The organism is Rhodococcus sp. MTM3W5.2, from assembly GCF_001984015.1.
Lineage (GTDB): Bacteria > Actinomycetota > Actinomycetes > Mycobacteriales > Mycobacteriaceae > Rhodococcus_G > Rhodococcus_G oryzae.
This window is the reverse complement of record NZ_CP019572.1, coordinates 3,168,248-3,185,444: the sequence shown is the minus strand read 5'-3', so window position 1 is coordinate 3,185,444 and position 17,197 is coordinate 3,168,248. Positions and strand designations below refer to the sequence as shown.

General features: G+C 69.1%; 17 protein-coding genes and 2 pseudogenes. 13 read left to right on the top strand and 6 right to left on the bottom strand.

Annotation, left to right across the window (positions count from 1 at the left end):
- Positions 1-5 precede the first annotated feature (5 nt).
- Both BTZ20_RS14480 and BTZ20_RS14475 read left to right on the top strand, forming a co-directional pair.
- Positions 6-790 (top strand): annotated as a pseudogene (locus BTZ20_RS14480) (SDR family NAD(P)-dependent oxidoreductase).
- Positions 791-995: 205 nt separating this feature from the next.
- Positions 996-1,412 (top strand): DoxX family protein, encoded by a 417-nt coding sequence (locus tag BTZ20_RS14475; RefSeq protein WP_077041852.1) that lies wholly within the window; start codon positions 996-998, stop codon positions 1,410-1,412.
- 43 nt (positions 1,413-1,455) lie between these two features.
- On the opposite strand, the gene BTZ20_RS14470 is transcribed toward BTZ20_RS14475, so the two are convergent.
- The 4 genes and pseudogenes from BTZ20_RS14470 to BTZ20_RS14455 form a co-directional block, all read right to left on the bottom strand.
- Entirely contained in the window at positions 1,456-1,818 is a 363-nt protein-coding gene (locus BTZ20_RS14470; protein ID WP_223263342.1) for a nuclear transport factor 2 family protein, read from the bottom strand.
- On the bottom strand, positions 1,781-3,268 hold the full coding sequence (locus BTZ20_RS14465) for an ATP-binding protein (RefSeq protein WP_077041850.1): 1,488 nt from the start codon (positions 3,266-3,268) through the stop codon (positions 1,781-1,783). The genes BTZ20_RS14470 and BTZ20_RS14465 overlap by 38 nt, the downstream gene beginning before the upstream one ends.
- On the bottom strand, positions 3,265-4,923 hold the full coding sequence (locus tag BTZ20_RS14460) for an FAD-dependent oxidoreductase (RefSeq protein WP_077041849.1): 1,659 nt from the start codon (positions 4,921-4,923) through the stop codon (positions 3,265-3,267). The genes BTZ20_RS14465 and BTZ20_RS14460 overlap by 4 nt, the downstream gene beginning before the upstream one ends.
- Before the next feature lie 178 nt (positions 4,924-5,101).
- A pseudogene (locus BTZ20_RS14455) lies at positions 5,102-6,699 on the bottom strand (Na+/H+ antiporter).
- A gap of 66 nt (positions 6,700-6,765) precedes the next feature.
- Here BTZ20_RS14455 and BTZ20_RS14450 point away from each other — a divergent pair.
- The 3 genes from BTZ20_RS14450 to BTZ20_RS14440 all read left to right on the top strand — a co-directional run bounded on the left by BTZ20_RS14450 (position 6,766) and on the right by BTZ20_RS14440 (position 7,916).
- The gene (locus tag BTZ20_RS14450) at positions 6,766-7,095 is read left to right on the top strand and encodes a UBP-type zinc finger domain-containing protein (protein ID WP_077041848.1); all 330 of its coding nucleotides are present in this window, start codon (positions 6,766-6,768) and stop codon (positions 7,093-7,095) included.
- A 95-nt stretch (positions 7,096-7,190) separates the two neighbouring features.
- Complete coding sequence (locus BTZ20_RS14445; protein ID WP_077041847.1) at positions 7,191-7,670, top strand: hypothetical protein; 480 nt, start codon at positions 7,191-7,193, stop codon at positions 7,668-7,670.
- Between the two features lie 66 nt (positions 7,671-7,736).
- On the top strand, positions 7,737-7,916 hold the full coding sequence (locus BTZ20_RS14440) for a tautomerase family protein (protein WP_027502040.1): 180 nt from the start codon (positions 7,737-7,739) through the stop codon (positions 7,914-7,916).
- 8 nt (positions 7,917-7,924) lie between these two features.
- Here BTZ20_RS14440 and BTZ20_RS14435 read toward each other — a convergent pair whose 3' ends face one another.
- On the bottom strand, positions 7,925-8,398 hold the full coding sequence (locus BTZ20_RS14435; RefSeq protein ID WP_145982300.1) for a MarR family winged helix-turn-helix transcriptional regulator: 474 nt from the start codon (positions 8,396-8,398) through the stop codon (positions 7,925-7,927).
- Between the two features lie 77 nt (positions 8,399-8,475).
- Between BTZ20_RS14435 and BTZ20_RS14430 the strand changes: the two genes are divergently transcribed.
- Positions 8,476-9,258: a dioxygenase gene (locus BTZ20_RS14430; RefSeq protein WP_083742682.1), complete on the top strand. Its 783-nt coding sequence runs from the start codon at positions 8,476-8,478 to the stop codon at positions 9,256-9,258.
- A 6-nt stretch (positions 9,259-9,264) separates the two neighbouring features.
- Here the strand turns inward: BTZ20_RS14430 and BTZ20_RS14425 are convergent, their stop codons facing one another.
- Positions 9,265-9,738, bottom strand: coding sequence for a peroxiredoxin (locus BTZ20_RS14425; RefSeq protein ID WP_077041844.1), 474 nt, complete (start codon positions 9,736-9,738; stop codon positions 9,265-9,267).
- Positions 9,739-9,819: 81 nt separating this feature from the next.
- Here BTZ20_RS14425 and BTZ20_RS14420 point away from each other — a divergent pair, with 81 nt between their 5' ends.
- The 7 genes from BTZ20_RS14420 to lgt all read left to right on the top strand — a co-directional run bounded on the left by BTZ20_RS14420 (position 9,820) and on the right by lgt (position 16,950).
- Positions 9,820-10,536: a hypothetical protein gene (locus BTZ20_RS14420; protein WP_077043719.1), complete on the top strand. Its 717-nt coding sequence runs from the start codon at positions 9,820-9,822 to the stop codon at positions 10,534-10,536.
- A gap of 49 nt (positions 10,537-10,585) precedes the next feature.
- Positions 10,586-12,160, top strand: coding sequence for an anthranilate synthase component I (locus BTZ20_RS14415; RefSeq protein ID WP_077043717.1), 1,575 nt, complete (start codon positions 10,586-10,588; stop codon positions 12,158-12,160).
- A complete protein-coding gene (locus BTZ20_RS14410; protein WP_083742937.1) occupies positions 12,153-12,863 on the top strand; it encodes a TIGR02234 family membrane protein in 711 nt (236 codons plus the stop codon). Before BTZ20_RS14415 ends, BTZ20_RS14410 begins: the two co-directional genes overlap by 8 nt.
- Before the next feature lie 82 nt (positions 12,864-12,945).
- Positions 12,946-13,755 (top strand): indole-3-glycerol phosphate synthase TrpC, encoded by an 810-nt coding sequence (gene trpC / locus BTZ20_RS14405; protein WP_077041843.1) that lies wholly within the window; start codon positions 12,946-12,948, stop codon positions 13,753-13,755.
- Positions 13,756-13,868: 113 nt separating this feature from the next.
- A complete protein-coding gene (gene trpB, locus BTZ20_RS14400; protein ID WP_077041842.1) occupies positions 13,869-15,128 on the top strand; it encodes a tryptophan synthase subunit beta in 1,260 nt (419 codons plus the stop codon).
- Positions 15,125-15,946, top strand: a complete 822-nt coding sequence (gene trpA / locus BTZ20_RS14395; RefSeq protein ID WP_077041841.1) for a tryptophan synthase subunit alpha — start codon at positions 15,125-15,127, stop codon at positions 15,944-15,946. Before trpB ends, trpA begins: the two co-directional genes overlap by 4 nt.
- On the top strand, positions 15,943-16,950 hold the full coding sequence (lgt, locus tag BTZ20_RS14390) for a prolipoprotein diacylglyceryl transferase (RefSeq protein WP_077041840.1): 1,008 nt from the start codon (positions 15,943-15,945) through the stop codon (positions 16,948-16,950). The genes trpA and lgt overlap by 4 nt, the downstream gene beginning before the upstream one ends.
- Positions 16,951-17,197: the final 247 nt, after the last annotated feature.

The window sequence follows — 17,197 nt, the reverse complement described above, 5'->3', positions numbered from 1 at the left end:
TGGCGATGGATCTGCATCTCGATGGGAAGATCGCGGTGGTCACCGGCGCGAGCAAGGGCATCGGCCTCGCGATCACCGAGCGCCTCACCGATGCGGGGGCACATGTCGTCGCGGGATCGCGCACCCGCAGCCCACGCCTCGAGGAACTCGAGTCCGACGGACGGGCGACGTTCGTGGCCGCGGACCTGACCACCAGTGACGGCCCGATCGCCCTGGTCGCGGCCGCTGCCCGGCTCGGTGGTGTCGACATCCTGGTCAACAATGCGGGTGCGGTCACCCCGCGTCCGGGAGGGTTCGTCACGGTCACCGACGACGACTGGGATGCCTCGTGGTCGCTCGGGTGATGGCGGCGGTGCGCACCACCAGGGCGGCGATCCCGGAGATGATCCGGCGCGGTGGCGGTGCGATCGTCACGATCGGCTCGGTCAACGCGTTCTATCCCGACCCCGGCATCGTCGACTACTGCGCAGTCAAGGCCGCGGTCACCAACCTCACCAAGGCCCTGTCCAAGGAGTTCGGCCCCAAGGGCATTCGCGCGAACTCGATCAGCCCGGGCCCGGTGCTGACGGACCTGTGGCTCGGCGAAGGCGGTGTCGCCGAGGTGATCGGCAAGGCCAGCGGTGCCAGCCCGCAGGAGGTCGTGGACGGCGCCGTGTCGGACACACCGACCGGGCGGTTCACCACATCTGACGAGGTCGCCGACCTGGCCCTGTTCCTGGCCTCCGACCGGGCCGCGAACATCACCGGAGCCGACATGACGATCGATGGCGGATTCATCACGACTGTGTGAGGCGTGCGCTGCGATGCGCGCCCCCTGTGTACGCCTACCGAATCCGATGGGAGGTCCGCACCGCCCGACCAACATCGAGTATTGCGTCACCAAGGTGATCCCTCAGGTACGCGACACCCTCGCCGAGTCGGTGAGCTGAGGTCGGCAGGCTGAAACCGCCGCCGGCGCACTACTGACCCGCCTCACAAACACCTGGAGGTAGACGATGGACATCGTCGTTCTCATCGGCCGAATTCTCTTCTCCGCGTTGTTCCTCTCATCGGCTCTTGGCCACCTGACCCAGTCCAAGGCCATGGCGCAGTACGCCGCGGGCAAGGGCGTGCCCATGCCGCAGCTCTCCGTCCTGCTCTCCGGTGTGCTCTTGGTCGTGGGCGCGCTGAGCGTGCTCCTCGGCGTGTGGGCCGATCTCGGCTCGCTCCTGCTGGTGGCCTTCCTCGTTCCGACCGCGGCCATCATGCACAACTTCTGGTCCGAATCCGACTATCAGGCCCGGCAGATGGAGTTGATCCAGTTCAACAAGGACATCGCGTTGGCCGGTGCGGCACTGATGCTGTTCGCCTTCTTTGCCCACACTGGTGATCTCGGACTGACCGTCACCGGGCCACTGTTCACGATCTCCTGATCTGGTGCGAGTGGCCCCAGCGGCGGCGTTTCCCAGTGTCTGCTCAGTGGGGTGCGTTGGCTATCACAGTGAACAGTTGCGCGATCACGTCGTCCTCGACAATGGCGACGTCGTACCCCGAGATCAGTGGCGCACTCGATCCGGCGCCCGCTCGATCAAGCGGGACGATGTGAAAGGCCAGGAGGCCCAGGTTGGCGGTCTGGTAGACCGGGCCGGCTTGCGTGAACGTCAAGCCCGACAAAGGACCCTCGAGCAGTTCCTGCGCCTTCTCGTGGAGTCGATCTTGGCCGACGACCGTCTCCTCGGGGTCCGACCAGCGCACGTCGGGGGCATAGTTTCGGCGTACCACCGTGAGGCGCCGTTGCGGGTCACGCTCGTTGAACACCGCCAGGAGGTTCTCCTCCATCAACCGAACGATGTTCTTGCTCATCGCGTTCTCCCTCCGGTCCGGCCAGCGGAATGCGGACGACGAATTCGGTGTGTCCTGGCCTCGATTCCACACGGATGTCGCCCCGGTGTTTGTCGACGATCCGCCACGAGATGTCGAGTCCGAGCCCGGTGCCTTCCCCAACCGGTTTCGTGGTGAAGAACGGCTCGAAGATGCGGTCGCGGGCCTCGTCGGGGATGCCCGGTCCGGTGTCCCCGATGGCCACGGCCAGGCAGTCGCCGTCCCGGTAGGTGCGGATGGCGAGGGTGCCGCGGCCACCCATGGCGTCCACCGCGTTGTCGATGAGGTTGGTCCAGACCTGATTGAGTTCGGCAGCATGCACGGGAATGCGGGGGAGGGTGCGGTCGTACTCCTTGACCACGTCGATGTCGCGGCCGATCTTTCGGCTGAGCATGACCAGTGTGCTGTCGAGCAGTTCGTGCACGTCCGAGACCTGGAACGGGGCGCGGTCCATTTGCGAGTACTGCTTGGCGGCGCCGACGAGCGAGGAGATCCTCGTGGTGGAGTCCGAGATCTCGTTCATCAACAGCTCGGTCTCGATCGTGTAGTTCAGCCAGGCGACGGCGCCCCCGAGGATGGACGGCGAGGTCGCGGCCGCGACCCGCTCCAGCCAGGCGACGTCGAGGCCGGCTTGCACGAAGTTCGGCGCGAGGTTCCACCCGCCGGCGATGCCGTGCTCCTCGAGCCACTCGCTCAATGCCTCTTCGCGGTCCGATTCCTCCATCGGGCTCAGCGTGGGAGCCTTGGCGACCAGTCTCACGGCCTCCTCCTGGATCTCGATGAGTGCATGGAGGGTGGCGGGTTCGTAGGCCCCCGAGGCGATCATTCCCAGTTTGTGCCGCATGCCGGCGACCCGGTCCCGCAGCGAGTCCGTGGCCCGGACGGCGGCCGCGGCGGGGTTGTTGAGCTCGTGCGTGAGTCCGGCGGACAGGGATCCGAGTGCGAGTAGCCGCTCCCGTTGGTCGAGGATCTCGCGGGAGTTCTGGTTGCCGAAGAACAGCCCCTCCAGTAGATGCAGGGCCATCGGAAACCATTCCTCCATGAACCGGGCGAAGTCGCCGGCGTCCAGGACGAAGAAGGTGGAACGCTCGGGTACGGCCATTGATGCGCTGTAGAGCTGCGGTACCCGGTCGCCCATGTAGGCGGTCCACGCGCCCGAATACGAGCCGCGATGAGAGGTGCGCACCATCTCCACCTCGTGACCGCCCGAGAGTTTCGTGAGCACCACCGCGCCCTCGATGAGTACGTAGAAGCAGGTGGCCGGGTCGCCCTCGCGGTACACCGGGCCCGGCTCGAGCACCTCGAGTCGCCCGGCGCGGCTCAGCTGCCCGAGCTGCTCGTCGTCGAGCTTCTCGAACAGGAACAGCGTCCGCAATTCCTCCGCCGTGAACGCTCGTTCGGAGGTCACGGCTTGGCCAGGTATCGGTGCACGAGCATCACTGCCATTGCTCCCTCTCCCACCGCGGACGCGACCCGTTTCGCGGAGTCCGAGCGCACGTCCCCTGCCGCGAAGACGCCGGGCACGCTGGTCTCCAAGTGCTGGGGCATGCGGTCGAGTTCCCAACCGCGCGGCCGTTTGCCATCGACGACCAGGTCCGGACCGGAGAGGACGTACCCGTGGTCGTCGCGCACCACCACGCCGTCGAGCCAGTCGGTGCGCGGCGCCGCGCCGATGAACAGGAAGAGCCAGTGCGCGTCGACGGTCTCGGTGCGGCCCGTGGTGTTGTCGCGCAACGTGATCCGCTCCAGATGGTCGTCACCCTCGACACCAACCACCTCCGCGCACGCCCGGACCACGATCCTCGGGTTCTGTCTGATCTGCTGGATCAGGTAGTGCGACATGGAGTCGTCCAGCGATCGGGCCCGCACCACGATCGTCACCGAGCGCGCACCCCTGGCGAGATAGACCGCGGCCTGACCAGCCGAGTTCGCGCCGCCGACGATGTACACGTCCTGGTCGCTGCACCGCGCGGCCTCCGTCACCGCGGATCCGTAATACACCCCGCGGCCGGTGAACTCGCCCAGTCCGGGGACCGACAGCTGCCGGTAGGAGACCCCTGTCGCCAGGATCACGGTGTGCGCGTCGAGCGACGCGCCGTCGGCGAAGCGGACCGTGCGCGCGGACCCGTTCACCTCCAACGCCACGACGTCCCGAGTGGTGATCACCTCGGCGCCGAACTTGGCGGCCTGCCTGCGGGCCCGGTCGGCCAGTTGAGCTCCGGACAAGCCATCCGGGAATCCCAGGTAGTTCTCGATCCGGGAACTCTGCCCGGCCTGCCCACCGGTGGCTGTGCGTTCGATCAGGACGGTGCGCAGACCCTCGGATGCCCCGTACACGGCCGCGCCGAGCCCGGCCGGTCCGCCGCCGATGACGACGAGGTCGTAGAAGTCCGACGCGGGGGTGGTGGCCAGACCGACGTGATGCGCCAGCTCCGAGTCGCTCGGCTCCACCAGGGCATGCCCGTCGCATGTGATCACCACGGGCAGACACATGCCGTCAGCCCCCGCGGCCTCGAGCAGACGCTGACCCTCCGGTTCGTCGGACATGTACCACCGGTAGGGAAGCTGGTTGCGCGCCAGGAACTCCCGTACCTCCGAGGACCGCGCCGACCACCGGTGCCCGACCACCTTGGTCTCGGTCACCGGCTTGCGATCGGAGGTCACCCAGGCGTCGAGCAGGGCGTCGAGCACCGGGTACAGCTTCTCCTCTGGCGGATCCCACGGCTTGAGCAGGTAGTGATCGAGATCGACGACGTTGATCGCGTCGATCGCGGCATCGGTGTCGGCATAGGCGGTGAGCAGCACACGCTTCGCCGCGGGATACAGGTCCATGCCCTGTTCGAGGAACTCGATGCCGCTCATACTCGGCATCCGGTAGTCGGCGAGCAGGACCGCGACCGGGTCGCCCCGCAGCTTCATCTCCTTGAGCGCGGCGAGTGCCTCCTCGCCGGACTGCGCTCGGATGATCCGGTACTTCTCGCCGTAGTTGCGGCGTAGGTCCCTCACGATGGCGCGGGACACGCTCGGATCGTCATCGACGCTGAGAATTGCCGGCTGTACCATCGGTCTCCCATTCGCGGCTGCCGTTCGCCACACCGCCTTCCAGTATGCCGCCCTGGGCCTGCGGTTGGCGGCTCCTTGTTTTCCCGAGAGCGCCAATCGCAGCCCGCGCCACCCGACCCGAGGCTGCTGGCGTTGGGGTTCCGTCGCCGACAGCGTTTTCAGCCGGGAAAGCCCGGTCCTACTCCCGGTTCAGGGTTGCCTCCTCGAGGTCGAGTTCGCGCAGCACCTGTCGTAATACCTCGTCGTCAATTCGTCCGTTGTCACGCTCAGTGACGAAGACGACTCGCTCTGTATCCAGCATCTGCAGGCGCAGTGCGCGGAATGCGGCGGACGGGCTCTCGCCCAACTCGGCTTCACTGCGCCCGAGCCGCTCCCATGCCGCGTGGGCGCGGTGCTCGCTCCACGTACGCAGGATCTCTGCGGCCCGCTCACGGACGGCGGCGGGGTCCCCGTCGGCGTTTGCGACGAGGCTGTCGAGCAGCTCCGTCGCGGCCCGTGCGGCCTTGTCCTGCGCAGCGGCCAGCGCCAGCGCGTCCTTACGGCGCTCTTCCTCGTTGTCGACCCCCAGTCTGGTGATCAGCCACGGCAGGGTCAGCCCGTGCAGGAGGAGGGTGCCGACCACCACAGCGAAGGTGATGAACAGGATCATGTCGCGCCCGGGGAAGGGGGCGCCCGAATTGACGGTGAGTGGAATCGCGAAGGCCGCGGCCAGAGAGACCACACCGCGCATGCCGGACCACGCGACCACGAACACCCCGCGGGGAGGCGGCGCCGGCTCCCGCTCGCGGATCCGCGCCGACAGCAGACGGGGGAGGTAGGTCGCGGGGTAGACCCACAGCAGCCGGACGGCGATCACGGTGACCAGCACTGCAATGGACGCTCCGATGACTTCGGCCACACTGCGACCGTGGAGCCCCTGGACAACGCTCGGCAGTTGCAGCCCGATCAGCAGGAAGACGAACGATTCGAGGACGACATCGACTGCCTTCCACACCGCGGTGTCCTGCAGACGGGTCGCGTATCCGGCGCGGGTCGACCGCTGGCCCAGGTACAGGCCGGCGACAACGACCGCGATGACCCCGGAACTGTGCACTTCCTCGGCCGCCAGGTAGGCGACGAAGGGAACCACGAGCCCGATGGCACTCTCCATCACCGGGTCCGTGAGCCTCGAACGGATCACGGCGACGACGATCCCCACCCGAGGCCGATCAGCGTGCCGCCGACCGCGGCACCGAGGAAGGTGCGCACTCCCTCCAGCAGGGTCACACCGGTTCCGACCGCCGCGGCGAGCGCGACACGGTAGGCGGTGAGCGCCGTCGCGTCGTTGAGCAGGCTCTCGCCGCCGAGCAGTGTCATGATCCGTCGGGGCAGGCCGAGGCGTCGTCCGATCGCGCTGGCGGACACCGCGTCCGGCGGAGCCACGACCGCCCCGAGTACCAGCGCGGCGGCGAGGGGAAACTCGGGAATGGTGAGGTACGCGACGATCCCGACGGCGGCGGTGGTGGCCAGCGGCAACCCGACCGCGAGGAGCCCGATTGCACGCGCGTTGCGGCGCAACGCCAGCGAGGAACTGTCGAGTGCGGCCGAGTAGAGCAGCGGCGGTAGCACCGCGAACATCACGAGATCGGGGTCGAGCGCGGTGTCGGGAAGTCCGGGGATCTGCGACCCGGCCAGTCCGACCGGGACCAGCAGCAGCGGTGCCGACCAGTTCAAGCGGCGCGCGAGGGCGGCGGTGAGCAGCGCCGCCACCGCGACGGCGAGCAGGGCCACGTTCACGGCGGTCTCCGTCCCAGCGGTCGGATGTGTAGATATCCCACCCTGCAGCATGCAGGATGAGAGGTGATGAAGAGAGTTCTCCGACGCGCGGCCGACCACATTCGTGTCGGATCCCCGGATCCGGCCGCAGCCGAGTCCTGCGACGAACTCGCGGCGGCCACAGGGCCGGACCCAGAGCCGCGCACACCCGGCCTCTGCGAGGAATGCACGGCGCTCGGCGAACAGAACTGGGCGCACCTGCGGATGTGCCTCACCTGCGGGCACGTCGGGTGCTGCGACTCGAGCCCTCACCGGCACGCGACCGCGCATTTCGAGCAGACCGGACACCCCGTCATGCGATCGCATGAGCCCGGCGAGGCATGGCGGTGGTGCTACCAGCACGCCGAGATGGGCTGACCCTGGACGCCCACCACGACGCGTGGTGTGCTGGAGATGTCACCTCCCCGGCCTTCAGGACCGGAGCGGATCATCCCAGTGTCAAGGAAGGTGCCATGACCACGATCCATCTCCACCAGACGACCGCCGCGACGCCCGAGCAGGTCCTCGCCGGCCTCACCGACTTCGGGCCGGGTCGCGAGGAAATCTTCGGCAACAGCGCAGACAGCTACCTCAAGGTGCATCATGAAGGCCCCCATGACGCCGACGTCACGGAGGGCTCGAACGGCATCTGGGAAACGCTGCACTACGACTGGACCGACCCCCATCACGTCGTGATGACGACAACGGACTCCAACCTGTGGGGTGGTGCCTCGGGCCACACCTACACGATCACGCAGCAGCCCACAGGTGAGACCGAGGTGGATGCGGTCATTGTCCGCGACGGCAAGAACCTCAGGGGACGGCTTCTCGCGGGCGTGCTCGGAGTCTTTGGTACCCGCGTACTGGGAAAGCCGTTCAGGAGGTCCGTCGAGGCGATCGAAGCTCGCAACGGCGGCGCGACTGGAAAGAACACGCAGACGCGAGAAGGGTGAACCAAAGCCTTCTGGCGGCGTGGAGTCGAATAGATGGCTGAATAAGCCTGTGGCACAGTTCTTCCTATGCCACTGATCCAGATCAGCCAGACGCCCGGACTCACCACCGAACAGAAGAAGGCGACCATCGAGGCCGTCACCAAGGCATACGCCGAGGCCACTGGAAAGAACCCCGCCCAGGTGTGGGTCACCCTCACCGACGTGCCGCGGGAGAACTGGGGCGTCGGTGGGGTCCCGCTGGGTTGACCCCGCTCTCAGGCCTGGCCGTTGCCCGCGGCGAGGCCGCGGTCGAGCTGCGCGACCATCGCCGTGCCGAGGGTGAGGAGCTCGCGCACCTGCCGCTCGTCCAGTCCGTCGAAAAGCAGCGCCTGCACCGTCTCGGCGTGGCCGGGCGCCGCCTCGACGACCTTCTGAAGGCCGGTGTCGGTGAGTACGGCCAGCGATCCGCGGGCGCCGATTATGCTCTCGCGACGCACCCAGCCGACCTTCTCCAGCTTGGTCACCACGTGCGAGAGCCGGGAGAGTGAGGCGTTCGCCGCATTCGCCAGCGCGCTCAGCTGCAGTCGTCGGTTCGGTTCCTCGGAGAGCGCCGAGAGCACGAAGTACTCGAAGTGCGTCAGCCCGGAGTCGCGCTGCAGCTGGGTGTCCAGCGCCGCGGGCATGCGGGTCATCACGTTGACCAGCTCACGCCAGGCCTGCTGCTGCTCCGCGCTCAACCACCGCGTCATCGCGACCTCCATCGGTATTCGTCGTGCTGCTACGTTGACTCCTCAAGATACTTGAAGCTTCAATATTAGGAGTCGTTATGAGCGATCACGCTATGCCAGCGCTCTACCTCAGCCACGGCGCGCCTCCGCTGGTCGACGACGAGCTGTGGGTCTCCCAGCTCGGGGCCTGGTCGGGCCGGCTCCCGCGCCCGACCGCGATCCTGGTGGTCTCGGCGCACTGGGAGTCGGCTCCGCTCACCATCGGGTCCACCGCCACCGGGACCCCGCTGACCTACGACTTCGGTGGGTTCCCCCGGAAGTACTACGAGGCGACCTACCGCTCGCCCGGCGCCCCCGACCTCGCCCGGCAGGTCGCCGCGCTGATGCCGGACAACGAGCCGGTCGCGCACCGGGAGGGCCGCGGTCTCGACCACGGCGCCTACGTGCCGCTCAGTGTCATGTACCCGGATGCCGATGTCCCGGTGCTGCAGATCTCGCTGCCAACCCTTGACCCGGAGCGGCTGATGCACCTGGGCGAACGACTGCGTCCGCTGCGCGAAGAGGGCGTGCTCATCGTCGGATCCGGATTCACCACCCACGGACTGCCGTTCCTGCGCGATCCGTCGCCCACCGCGCAGGCGCCCGGCTGGTCCGCCGAGTTCGACGCCTGGGCAGGGGAGCGCTTCGCGGCCGCCGATGTGGACGCGCTGATCGACTTCCGCGCGAAGGCGCCCGGGATGCCCTACGCGCACCCGACCATCGAGCACTTCGCCCCGCTGTTCGTCACGCTCGGTGCGTCCAGCGACCCCGAGCAGGTGCCCTCGCAGGTGATCGACGGGTTCTGGATGGGCCTGGCCAAGCGCTCCATCCAGGTCGCCTAGGCGGGCTCAGCTCTCCAGCGCGGTGTTGCGGCTGCGCAGGAACTCCAGGGCCTGGTCGCCGTGGGTGTTCGCGCGCAGCTCGCTCGCGATCACCTTGAGCACCGTCCGGTCCGTGTCGATGACGAAGGTGGTGCGCTTGACCGGCGACAGCTTCGCGAGCAGCCCGCGGCGCACGCCGAACTGCTCGGCGACCACGCCGCCGACGTCGGCGAGCAACGGATAGTCGAAGGACTGCGCCGCCGCGAACGAGGCCTGCTTGTCGACGGTGTCGGTGCTGATCCCGGCCCGCGTCGCGCCGACCGCGGCGAACTCACCCGCCAGATCGCGGAAGTGGCAGGCCTCGGCCGTGCACACGGGGGTGGAGGCGGCGGGGTAGAAGAAGAGCACGAGGGGGCCGCCCGCGACCAGTTCGCTCAGGGTCCGGACGGTGCCGTCCTGATCGGGGAGCGAGAAGTCGGGGGCCTGCTGTCCGGTCTGCATTCGGGTGAGGCTACAACGTGCGCTGCCCGGCGCCTCGGGGCTAGCCTGCGTGCGGCGGACGACAGGGACATGGGGGAGCGGATGCGGAGGGTGGTGCGGGGCTTCTGGGGTCCTCGGCCCGAGTCGGTCGATGCGCTCGCCGCACGTTGGATGACAACTCTGGACCAGCTCGCGCTGATGCTCCCTGCGGCAGGTCCACCGTGTGGGCCGGGCGCGCCGTGGAACTGGCGGCACATTCATGGGTCCGGCCCCGAGACCGACCTCCCGGCGAACCGGGATTCGCTGCTGGCGGCCCTGCGCGCGGCACAATCGGCCGACGATTGGTCGGACGTCATCGGCACCGGACTGCGGCTTGCCACCGCGGGCGACTCGCGCTGGGAGGTGGAGGTCAGCGCACTGGCGGGCGGCGCCCCGGAGTTCCTGCTGCAGTCGATCGTGATCGCGGTCGATGCGCCTGCCGAGGCCCCGGTGCCCGAGACCGACCTTCTCGCGGCCGTCGCGCGGGCGTGGGAGCCGGACTTCGGCGATGTGACCGACGACGACGTGCTCGACGCGCTGGAGGACTCGGGTTTCGCGATCGGAGATCCGGTCGTCGGACGTCTCGGCTACCTCTCCGCAGGCCGCGCGGCTCTGCTGCCGGACGACGTGCAGGCGGTGCGCGAGAGCTCGACCGGGGGAGTGCTGATGCGCATCGCGGCACCGGGGGAGGTCGGCGACGTGGTCCGGGCATACCGACGACTGCGCGAAGCGGGCGCACTCGAGCCGCTGCCCCGACCGATGGACCGGTCCGCATTGTAGGCGGGGCCACCACCTGTCCCCAGTCGCTCCGCCTGCGATGATGGACGGCATGTCCGGCGAGTCAACCACCGTCCAGCCCGCAGTCGCCGTCGCCGATGCGGACGAACACACCACCACCAGGGCGCAGTTCCGTGCCCTCGCGGCCGACCATCGCGTGGTCCCGGTGACGCGAAAGGTGCTGGCGGACTCCGAAACCCCGCTGTCCGCGTACCGCAAACTCGCGGGCGACCGGCCCGGCACCTTCCTGCTGGAGTCCGCGGAGAACGGCCGCTCCTGGTCGCGCTGGTCGTTCATCGGCGCAGGCAGCCCCGCCGCGCTGACCGTGGTCGACGGGCAGGCCGGCTGGCTCGGCAACGTCCCGGCAGGCGCGCCGTCGGGCGGCGACCCGATCGCCGCGCTCGGTCAGACCCTGGAACTGCTGCGCACCGAACGGCTGCCCGGCCTGCCCCCGCTCACCGGCGGCATGGTCGGCTTCCTCGGTTACGACATCATCCGCAGGCTCGAGCGGCTGCCCAGCCACGCGACGGACGACCTGCAGATCCCCGAGATGGTGATGATGCTGGCCACCGACCTGGCCGCCGTCGACCACCACGAGGGCGCCATCACGCTGATCGCCAACGCCGTCAACTGGAACGGCACCGACGAGCGGGTCGACGAGGCATACGACGACGCCGTCGCCCGGCTCGACGCGATGACCCACGCGCTCACCGCGCCCGCGCCGTCCACCGTGTCCACCTACACCAAGACCGCCCCCGACTACCGCCGCCAGCGCACCACCGAGGACTTCGGCGCCGACGTGAAGCGCCTGATCTCGGAGATCGAGGCCGGCGAGGCGTTCCAGGTGGTGCTCTCGCAGCGCTTCGAGATGGACACCGACGCCGACCCGTTCGACGTGTACCGGATGCTGCGGGCGTCCAACCCGAGCCCGTACATGTACCTGGTGCACGTCCCCGGCGAGGACGGCGAGACCGCGTTCTCCATCGTCGGATCGAGCCCGGAGGCGCTGGTCACCGTGAGCGAGGGCGTGGCGACCACCCACCCGATCGCGGGCACCCGCTGGCGCGGCGCCAGCGAGGAGGACGACATCCTCCTCGAGAAGGACCTGCTCGCGGACGAGAAGGAGAATTCCGAGCACCTGATGCTCGTGGACCTGGGCCGCAACGACCTCGGCCGGGTGTGCGAGCCGGGCACCGTCAAGGTGCACGACTACCGGCACATCGAGCGCTACAGCCACGTCATGCACCTGGTCTCGACGGTCACCGGCCGACTGGCCGAGGGCATGCACGCGCTGGACGCCGTCACGGCCTGCTTCCCCGCCGGCACCCTCTCCGGGGCGCCGAAGGTGCGCGCGATGGAGCTGATCGACGAACTCGAGCCGACCCGCCGCGGCATCTACGGGGGAATTGTCGGATACCTCGACTTCGCGGGCGACGCCGACACCGCGATCGCGATCCGGACCGCGCTGATCAAGGACGGCACGGCCTATGTGCAGGCCGGTGCGGGCGTCGTGGCGGACTCGGACCCCGTGTACGAGGACACCGAGGCGAAGAACAAGGCGATGGCGGTGCTCAGCGCGATCGCGGCGGCGGGCACGCTCCGGGCCGTGGGTGGCACGGATGACTGAGCAGGAACCGGACCAGGACCCGGCCACCGCGCCCGCAACGGGGCGGGCGTCCGCGGCCGCCGTGCCGGTGCTGCTGCTCGCGGTCGCGGCGCTGTGCCTGTGGGCGTCCTCGCGGATGACCTGGGTCCGGGTGGAGTCGTTCGACGGCCTCGGCGGTGCGCGCACCAGCGAGCTGATCGGCGGTACCTGGGCGGCCGCGACGACCCCGCTGGCCCTGACGCTGGTCGCGGCCATCGCCGCCTCCTTCGCCGTGCGCGGCTGGGCCCTGCGGGTGGTCGGGCTGCTGGTCGCGCTGGTCGCGGTCGCGGCGATCGTGCCTGCCGCGTCCCTGCTGATCGGCGGGGTCGACGACGACAAGGCCGGACGGCTCGCCGAGCTGCCCGACCGCGCGGAGGTCACCGCGACCGAGGCCTTCACCCTGCCCGCGGTCCTCGTACTGCTGGGTGGGGTCACGGCCCTCGTCGCCGCGGTCGCGCTGATCCGCAAGGCGGGTGTGAGCGCCGGGCTGTCGTCGAAGTACGCGGCCCCCGCCGCCCGCAGGGAAGAGGCGGGCAGCCGCGCGGCGACCTCGAAGGAACCACTCAGCGAGCGAATGCTCTGGGACGCACTGGACGCGGGGGAGGACCCGACCGCGGGCGACGTGGCCGGGCCAAACGACCAGGACGGACCCGAGCCTGCCGGAGGCACAGACACCCGCCGTTAGTCAATATGGTGGCGCCCTCTAGGCTTGCCCAATCCGATGAGGTTGCTCACACGGCAACGGCCCAGAAAGGACTCGGGACACGATGACGGTTCTCGATTCGATTCTCGACGGGGTGCGTGCAGACGTCGCAGCCCGTGAATCCGTTCTGGACTTCGCAGCAGTGAAGGCGGCCGCGGCCGCCGCTCCTGCGGCACTCGACGCCGCCGCCGCGCTGCGGGCTTCCGGCATCGGGGTCATCGCCGAGGTCAAGCGCGCCAGTCCGTCCAAGGGCGCGCTCTCGGACATCGCGGACCCGGCCGAGCTCGCCCTGGCGTACCAGCAGGGCGGTGCCCGGGTGATCAGCGTGCTGACCGAGGAGCGTCGCTTCCGCGGCTCGCTCGCGGACCTCGACGCCGTGCGTGCGGCCGTGACGATTCCGGTGCTGCGCAAGGACTTCATCGTCGGCCCGTATCAGATCCACGAGGCCAGGGCGCACGGCGCCGATGTGATCCTGCTGATCGTCGCCGCCCTCGAGCAGGACGCGCTCGCGTCGCTGCTCGACCGCACCGAGTCCCTCGGCATGACCGCCCTCGTGGAGGTGCACACCGAGGAGGAGGCCGACCGGGCCCTCGAGGCGGGTGCGAGCGTCATCGGCATCAACGCGCGCAACCTCAAGACCCTCGAGGTGGACCGCGACACGTTCGCCCGTATCGCCCCCGGGCTGCCGACCGAGGTCGTCAAGATCGCCGAGTCCGGAGTCCGCGGGACCGCGGACCTGCTCGCGTACGCGGGTGCGGGCGCGGATGCCGTCCTCGTCGGCGAGGGCTTGGTCACCAGCGGCGATCCGCGCACGGCAGTCAAGGATCTGGTGGCCGCGGGGGCGCACCCGTCCTGCCCCAAGCCCGCTCGCTGACCGACCCGTTGCGGTCGGACCCGACGTGAGTTCGGTCGCACCGACTAAGGCAGACTGGACGGGTGAGCACAGACGATCCCGTACTTTCCGCCAAGGGCCGCGGCCTTCCCCGCATGAGTGCCGGTGTGACCGAGCGCAGCGCCCACGAGCCCGATCAGGGCGGCCATTTCGGTGTCTTCGGTGGACGGTACGTCCCCGAGGCGCTGATGGCGGTGATCGAGGAGGTCACCGCCGAGTACGACAAGGCCCGCGGGGACGACTCGTTCCTGAACGAGCTGGATCGGCTGCAGCGTGACTACACCGGCCGTCCGTCGCCGGTGTACGAGGCAACCCGGCTCAGCGAGCACGCTGGCGGCGCCCGGCTGCTGCTCAAGCGGGAAGACCTGAACCACACCGGTTCTCACAAGATCAACAACGTTCTCGGGCAGGCGCTGCTGGCCAAGCGGATGGGCAAGACGCGCGTCATCGCCGAGACGGGCGCCGGCCAGCACGGCGTCGCCACCGCCACCGCCTGCGCGCTGCTCGGCCTCGACTGCGTGGTGTACATGGGTGAGGTCGACACCAAGCGTCAGGCGCTCAACGTCGCCCGGATGCGGCTGCTCGGCGCCGAGGTGATCCCGGCGATGACCGGCTCGCGCACCCTCAAGGACGCCATCAACGAGGCGCTGCGTGACTGGGTCACCAACGCGCACAACACCTATTACTGCTTCGGCACCGCCGCCGGACCGCACCCCTTCCCGGTGATGGTCCGCGACTTCCAGCGCATCATCGGCCTCGAGGCGCGGGCGCAGGTGCTGGCGCACACCGGTCGGCTGCCCGACGCGGTCGCGGCCTGCGTCGGCGGTGGATCCAATGCGATCGGCGTCTTCCACGCGTTCATCGACGACCCGTCGGTCCGGCTCGTCGGCCTCGAGGCCGCAGGCGACGGCGTCGAGACCGGCAGGCACGCCGCGACCATCACCGGTGGCTCCCCGGGTGCGCTGCACGGGGCCTACTCGTACCTGCTGCAGGACGAGGACGGCCAGACCATCGACTCGCACTCGATCTCGGCCGGACTCGACTACCCGGGTGTCGGACCCGAGCATTCGTTCCTCAACGACATCGGCCGGGCCGAGTACCGCCCGATCACCGACACCGAGGCGATGGACGCGTTCGCGTTGCTCAGCCGCACCGAGGGCATCATCCCCGCCATCGAGTCGGCGCACGCCGTGGCCGGCGCCCTCAAGCTCGGCAAGGAGCTCGGCGAGGGCGCGATCGTGCTGGTCAACATCTCCGGCCGCGGCGACAAGGACGTCGACACCGCCGCGAAGTGGTTCGGCTTGATGCCGGACACCGACACCGACCACTCCAACGAGGAAGGCCAGGCGAAGTGACCGCACCGCAGCCGCACGCCGCAGCACCGTCCCGCCTTGGTGAGCTCTTCGCGCAGTGCCGCGAGGAGAAGAGGGCCGCGCTGGTCGGGTATCTGCCTGCCGGCTACCCCGACCTGCCCGGCTCGATCGAGGCGTTCGAGACGCTGGTCTCCTCCGGCTGCGACCTGATCGAGGTCGGCATCCCGTACAGCGACCCGGTGATGGACGGACCCACGATCCAGGCCGCCGCGGACGCGGCCCTTGTCGCCGGGTTCCGGGTCCGGGACGTGTTCACCGTCGTCGAGGCGATCAGCAAGGCAGGCGGCAAGGCCGTCGTGATGACCTACTGGAACCTGGTCCTCAAGTACGGCGTCGACGAGTTCGCCCGTGACCTTGCCGCCGCGGGCGGCCTGGGGATCATCACCCCCGACCTGATCCCGGACGAGGCCGCCGATTGGCTGGCCGCCTCCGACAAGTACGGACTGGACCGGACCTTCCTGGTCGCGCCCTCCTCGACCAACGAGCGCCTCGCCAAGACCGTCGACCTGTGCCGCGGCTTCGTGTACGCGACCTCGACGATGGGCGTCACCGGCGCCCGCGACGCGGTGTCCAACATGGCGCCGGAGTTGGTGGCGCGGGTGCGTGAGCACTCCGACATCCCGGTCGGCGTCGGGCTCGGCGTGCGCTCCGGCGCGCAGGCCGCCGAGATCGCCGCCTACGCGGATGCGGTCATCGTCGGCTCGGCGCTGGTGACGGCTGTGGCCGAGGGCCCTGAGGCGTTGCGCGCGATCACCACCGAACTCGCCGCGGGAGTCCGCTCGGCTACCGTGGCGTCGTGACCTCGACTGCCGACATCCTGGCCTATATCCCGAGCCCGCCCCAGGGCGTGTGGTCGATCGGCCCGATTCCGCTGCGCGCCTACGCGCTGTTCATCATCCTCGGCATCGTCGTCGCTGCGGTGTGGGGCGACCGGCGCTGGGTCGCCCGCGGTGGTGAGAAGGGCACGGTCCTCGACATCGCGATCTGGGCCGTCCCGTTCGGGTTGATCGGTGGCCGGCTGTACCACGTGGCCACCGACTGGAGCACCTACTTCGGTGAGGGCGGCAACCCGGTCGATGCGCTGAAGATCTGGCAGGGCGGCCTCGGCATCTGGGGTGCCGTGCTGTTCGGCGGTATCGGCGCCTGGATCGGCTGCCGACAGCGTGGGGTACCGCTGCCCGCGCTCGGTGACGCCGTCGCGCCGGGAATCCTGCTCGCGCAGGCGATCGGACGGATCGGCAACTACTTCAACCAGGAGCTGTACGGCCGGGAGACCACCGTGCCCTGGGGCCTGGAGATCTTCGAGCGGGTCAATGCGGACGGCAGGCTGGATCAGCTGGCCGGCACCTCCACCGGGGTGGTGGAGAAGGTCGTGCACCCGACTTTCCTGTATGAGCTCGTCTGGAACCTGCTGATCGTCGTGCTGCTGGTCTGGGTCGACCGCCGCTATCAGATCGGCCACGGCCGACTGTTCGCGCTCTATGTCGCCGGGTACTGCATGGGCCGCCTCTTCGTCGAACTCCTGCGCGACGACTACGCGACCCACATCGCCGGGATCCGGATCAACGTGTTCACGTCGATCATCGTGTTCATCGGAGCGGTGATCTACTTCCTCGCGGCGAAGAAGGGCCGGGAGGCCCCCGAGGAGCTGCAGCCGGAACATCCTCGGGAGCCCGTGGCGGCGGGTGCCTCGGTGACCGGTTCATCGGTGACCGGTTCATCGGCGACCGGTGGGTCGGAAGCAGAACCCGACGCGGGGCCCGCTGAATCCGGCGGTGCTGACGCGGGCAAGACCGACAGCTAGCTCATTCACCATGGCGTGGGGCTGCCGCAGGGCATGCCGCTCAGGGGCTGATCGGTCCTGGTTACGACCCTATACTCGGGCGTTTCTGCTGCTAAACTGAGCACGCCCGAGTGTGACGCTCGGAGTTTTCTTTTCGGGCCAGAGTCGTCCCGGAACCCCGAACTGGTGTGATCTCCACCCGACCCGGTGGGACCCGCCAGCCGAGGCTCCGTGCGATGGCCCCGCGCGCCACACCCGGCAGCCTTCC

What these genes read in the sequence shown, in the direction of transcription:
- BTZ20_RS14460 (WP_077041849.1), bottom strand. Translation starts at nt 4,923, where the DNA reads ATGGTACAGCCGGCAATTCTCAGCGTCGATGACGATCCGAGCGTGTCC.
- BTZ20_RS14445 (WP_077041847.1), top strand. Translation starts at nt 7,191, where the DNA reads ATGACCACGATCCATCTCCACCAGACGACCGCCGCGACGCCCGAGCAG.
- BTZ20_RS14440 (WP_027502040.1), top strand. Translation starts at nt 7,737, where the DNA reads ATGCCACTGATCCAGATCAGCCAGACGCCCGGACTCACCACCGAACAG.
- trpB (WP_077041842.1), top strand. Translation starts at nt 13,869, where the DNA reads ATGAGTGCCGGTGTGACCGAGCGCAGCGCCCACGAGCCCGATCAGGGC.
- BTZ20_RS14450 (WP_077041848.1), top strand. Translation starts at nt 6,766, where the DNA reads ATGAAGAGAGTTCTCCGACGCGCGGCCGACCACATTCGTGTCGGATCC.
- BTZ20_RS14415 (WP_077043717.1), top strand. Translation starts at nt 10,586, where the DNA reads ATGTCCGGCGAGTCAACCACCGTCCAGCCCGCAGTCGCCGTCGCCGAT.
- BTZ20_RS14410 (WP_083742937.1), top strand. Translation starts at nt 12,153, where the DNA reads ATGACTGAGCAGGAACCGGACCAGGACCCGGCCACCGCGCCCGCAACG.
- BTZ20_RS14435 (WP_145982300.1), bottom strand. Translation starts at nt 8,398, where the DNA reads ATGACGCGGTGGTTGAGCGCGGAGCAGCAGCAGGCCTGGCGTGAGCTG.
- BTZ20_RS14425 (WP_077041844.1), bottom strand. Translation starts at nt 9,738, where the DNA reads ATGCAGACCGGACAGCAGGCCCCCGACTTCTCGCTCCCCGATCAGGAC.
- BTZ20_RS14475 (WP_077041852.1), top strand. Translation starts at nt 996, where the DNA reads ATGGACATCGTCGTTCTCATCGGCCGAATTCTCTTCTCCGCGTTGTTC.
- BTZ20_RS14430 (WP_083742682.1), top strand. Translation starts at nt 8,476, where the DNA reads ATGAGCGATCACGCTATGCCAGCGCTCTACCTCAGCCACGGCGCGCCT.
- BTZ20_RS14470 (WP_223263342.1), bottom strand. Translation starts at nt 1,818, where the DNA reads ATGGAGGAGAACCTCCTGGCGGTGTTCAACGAGCGTGACCCGCAACGG.
- BTZ20_RS14420 (WP_077043719.1), top strand. Translation starts at nt 9,820, where the DNA reads ATGCGGAGGGTGGTGCGGGGCTTCTGGGGTCCTCGGCCCGAGTCGGTC.
- trpC (WP_077041843.1), top strand. Translation starts at nt 12,946, where the DNA reads ATGACGGTTCTCGATTCGATTCTCGACGGGGTGCGTGCAGACGTCGCA.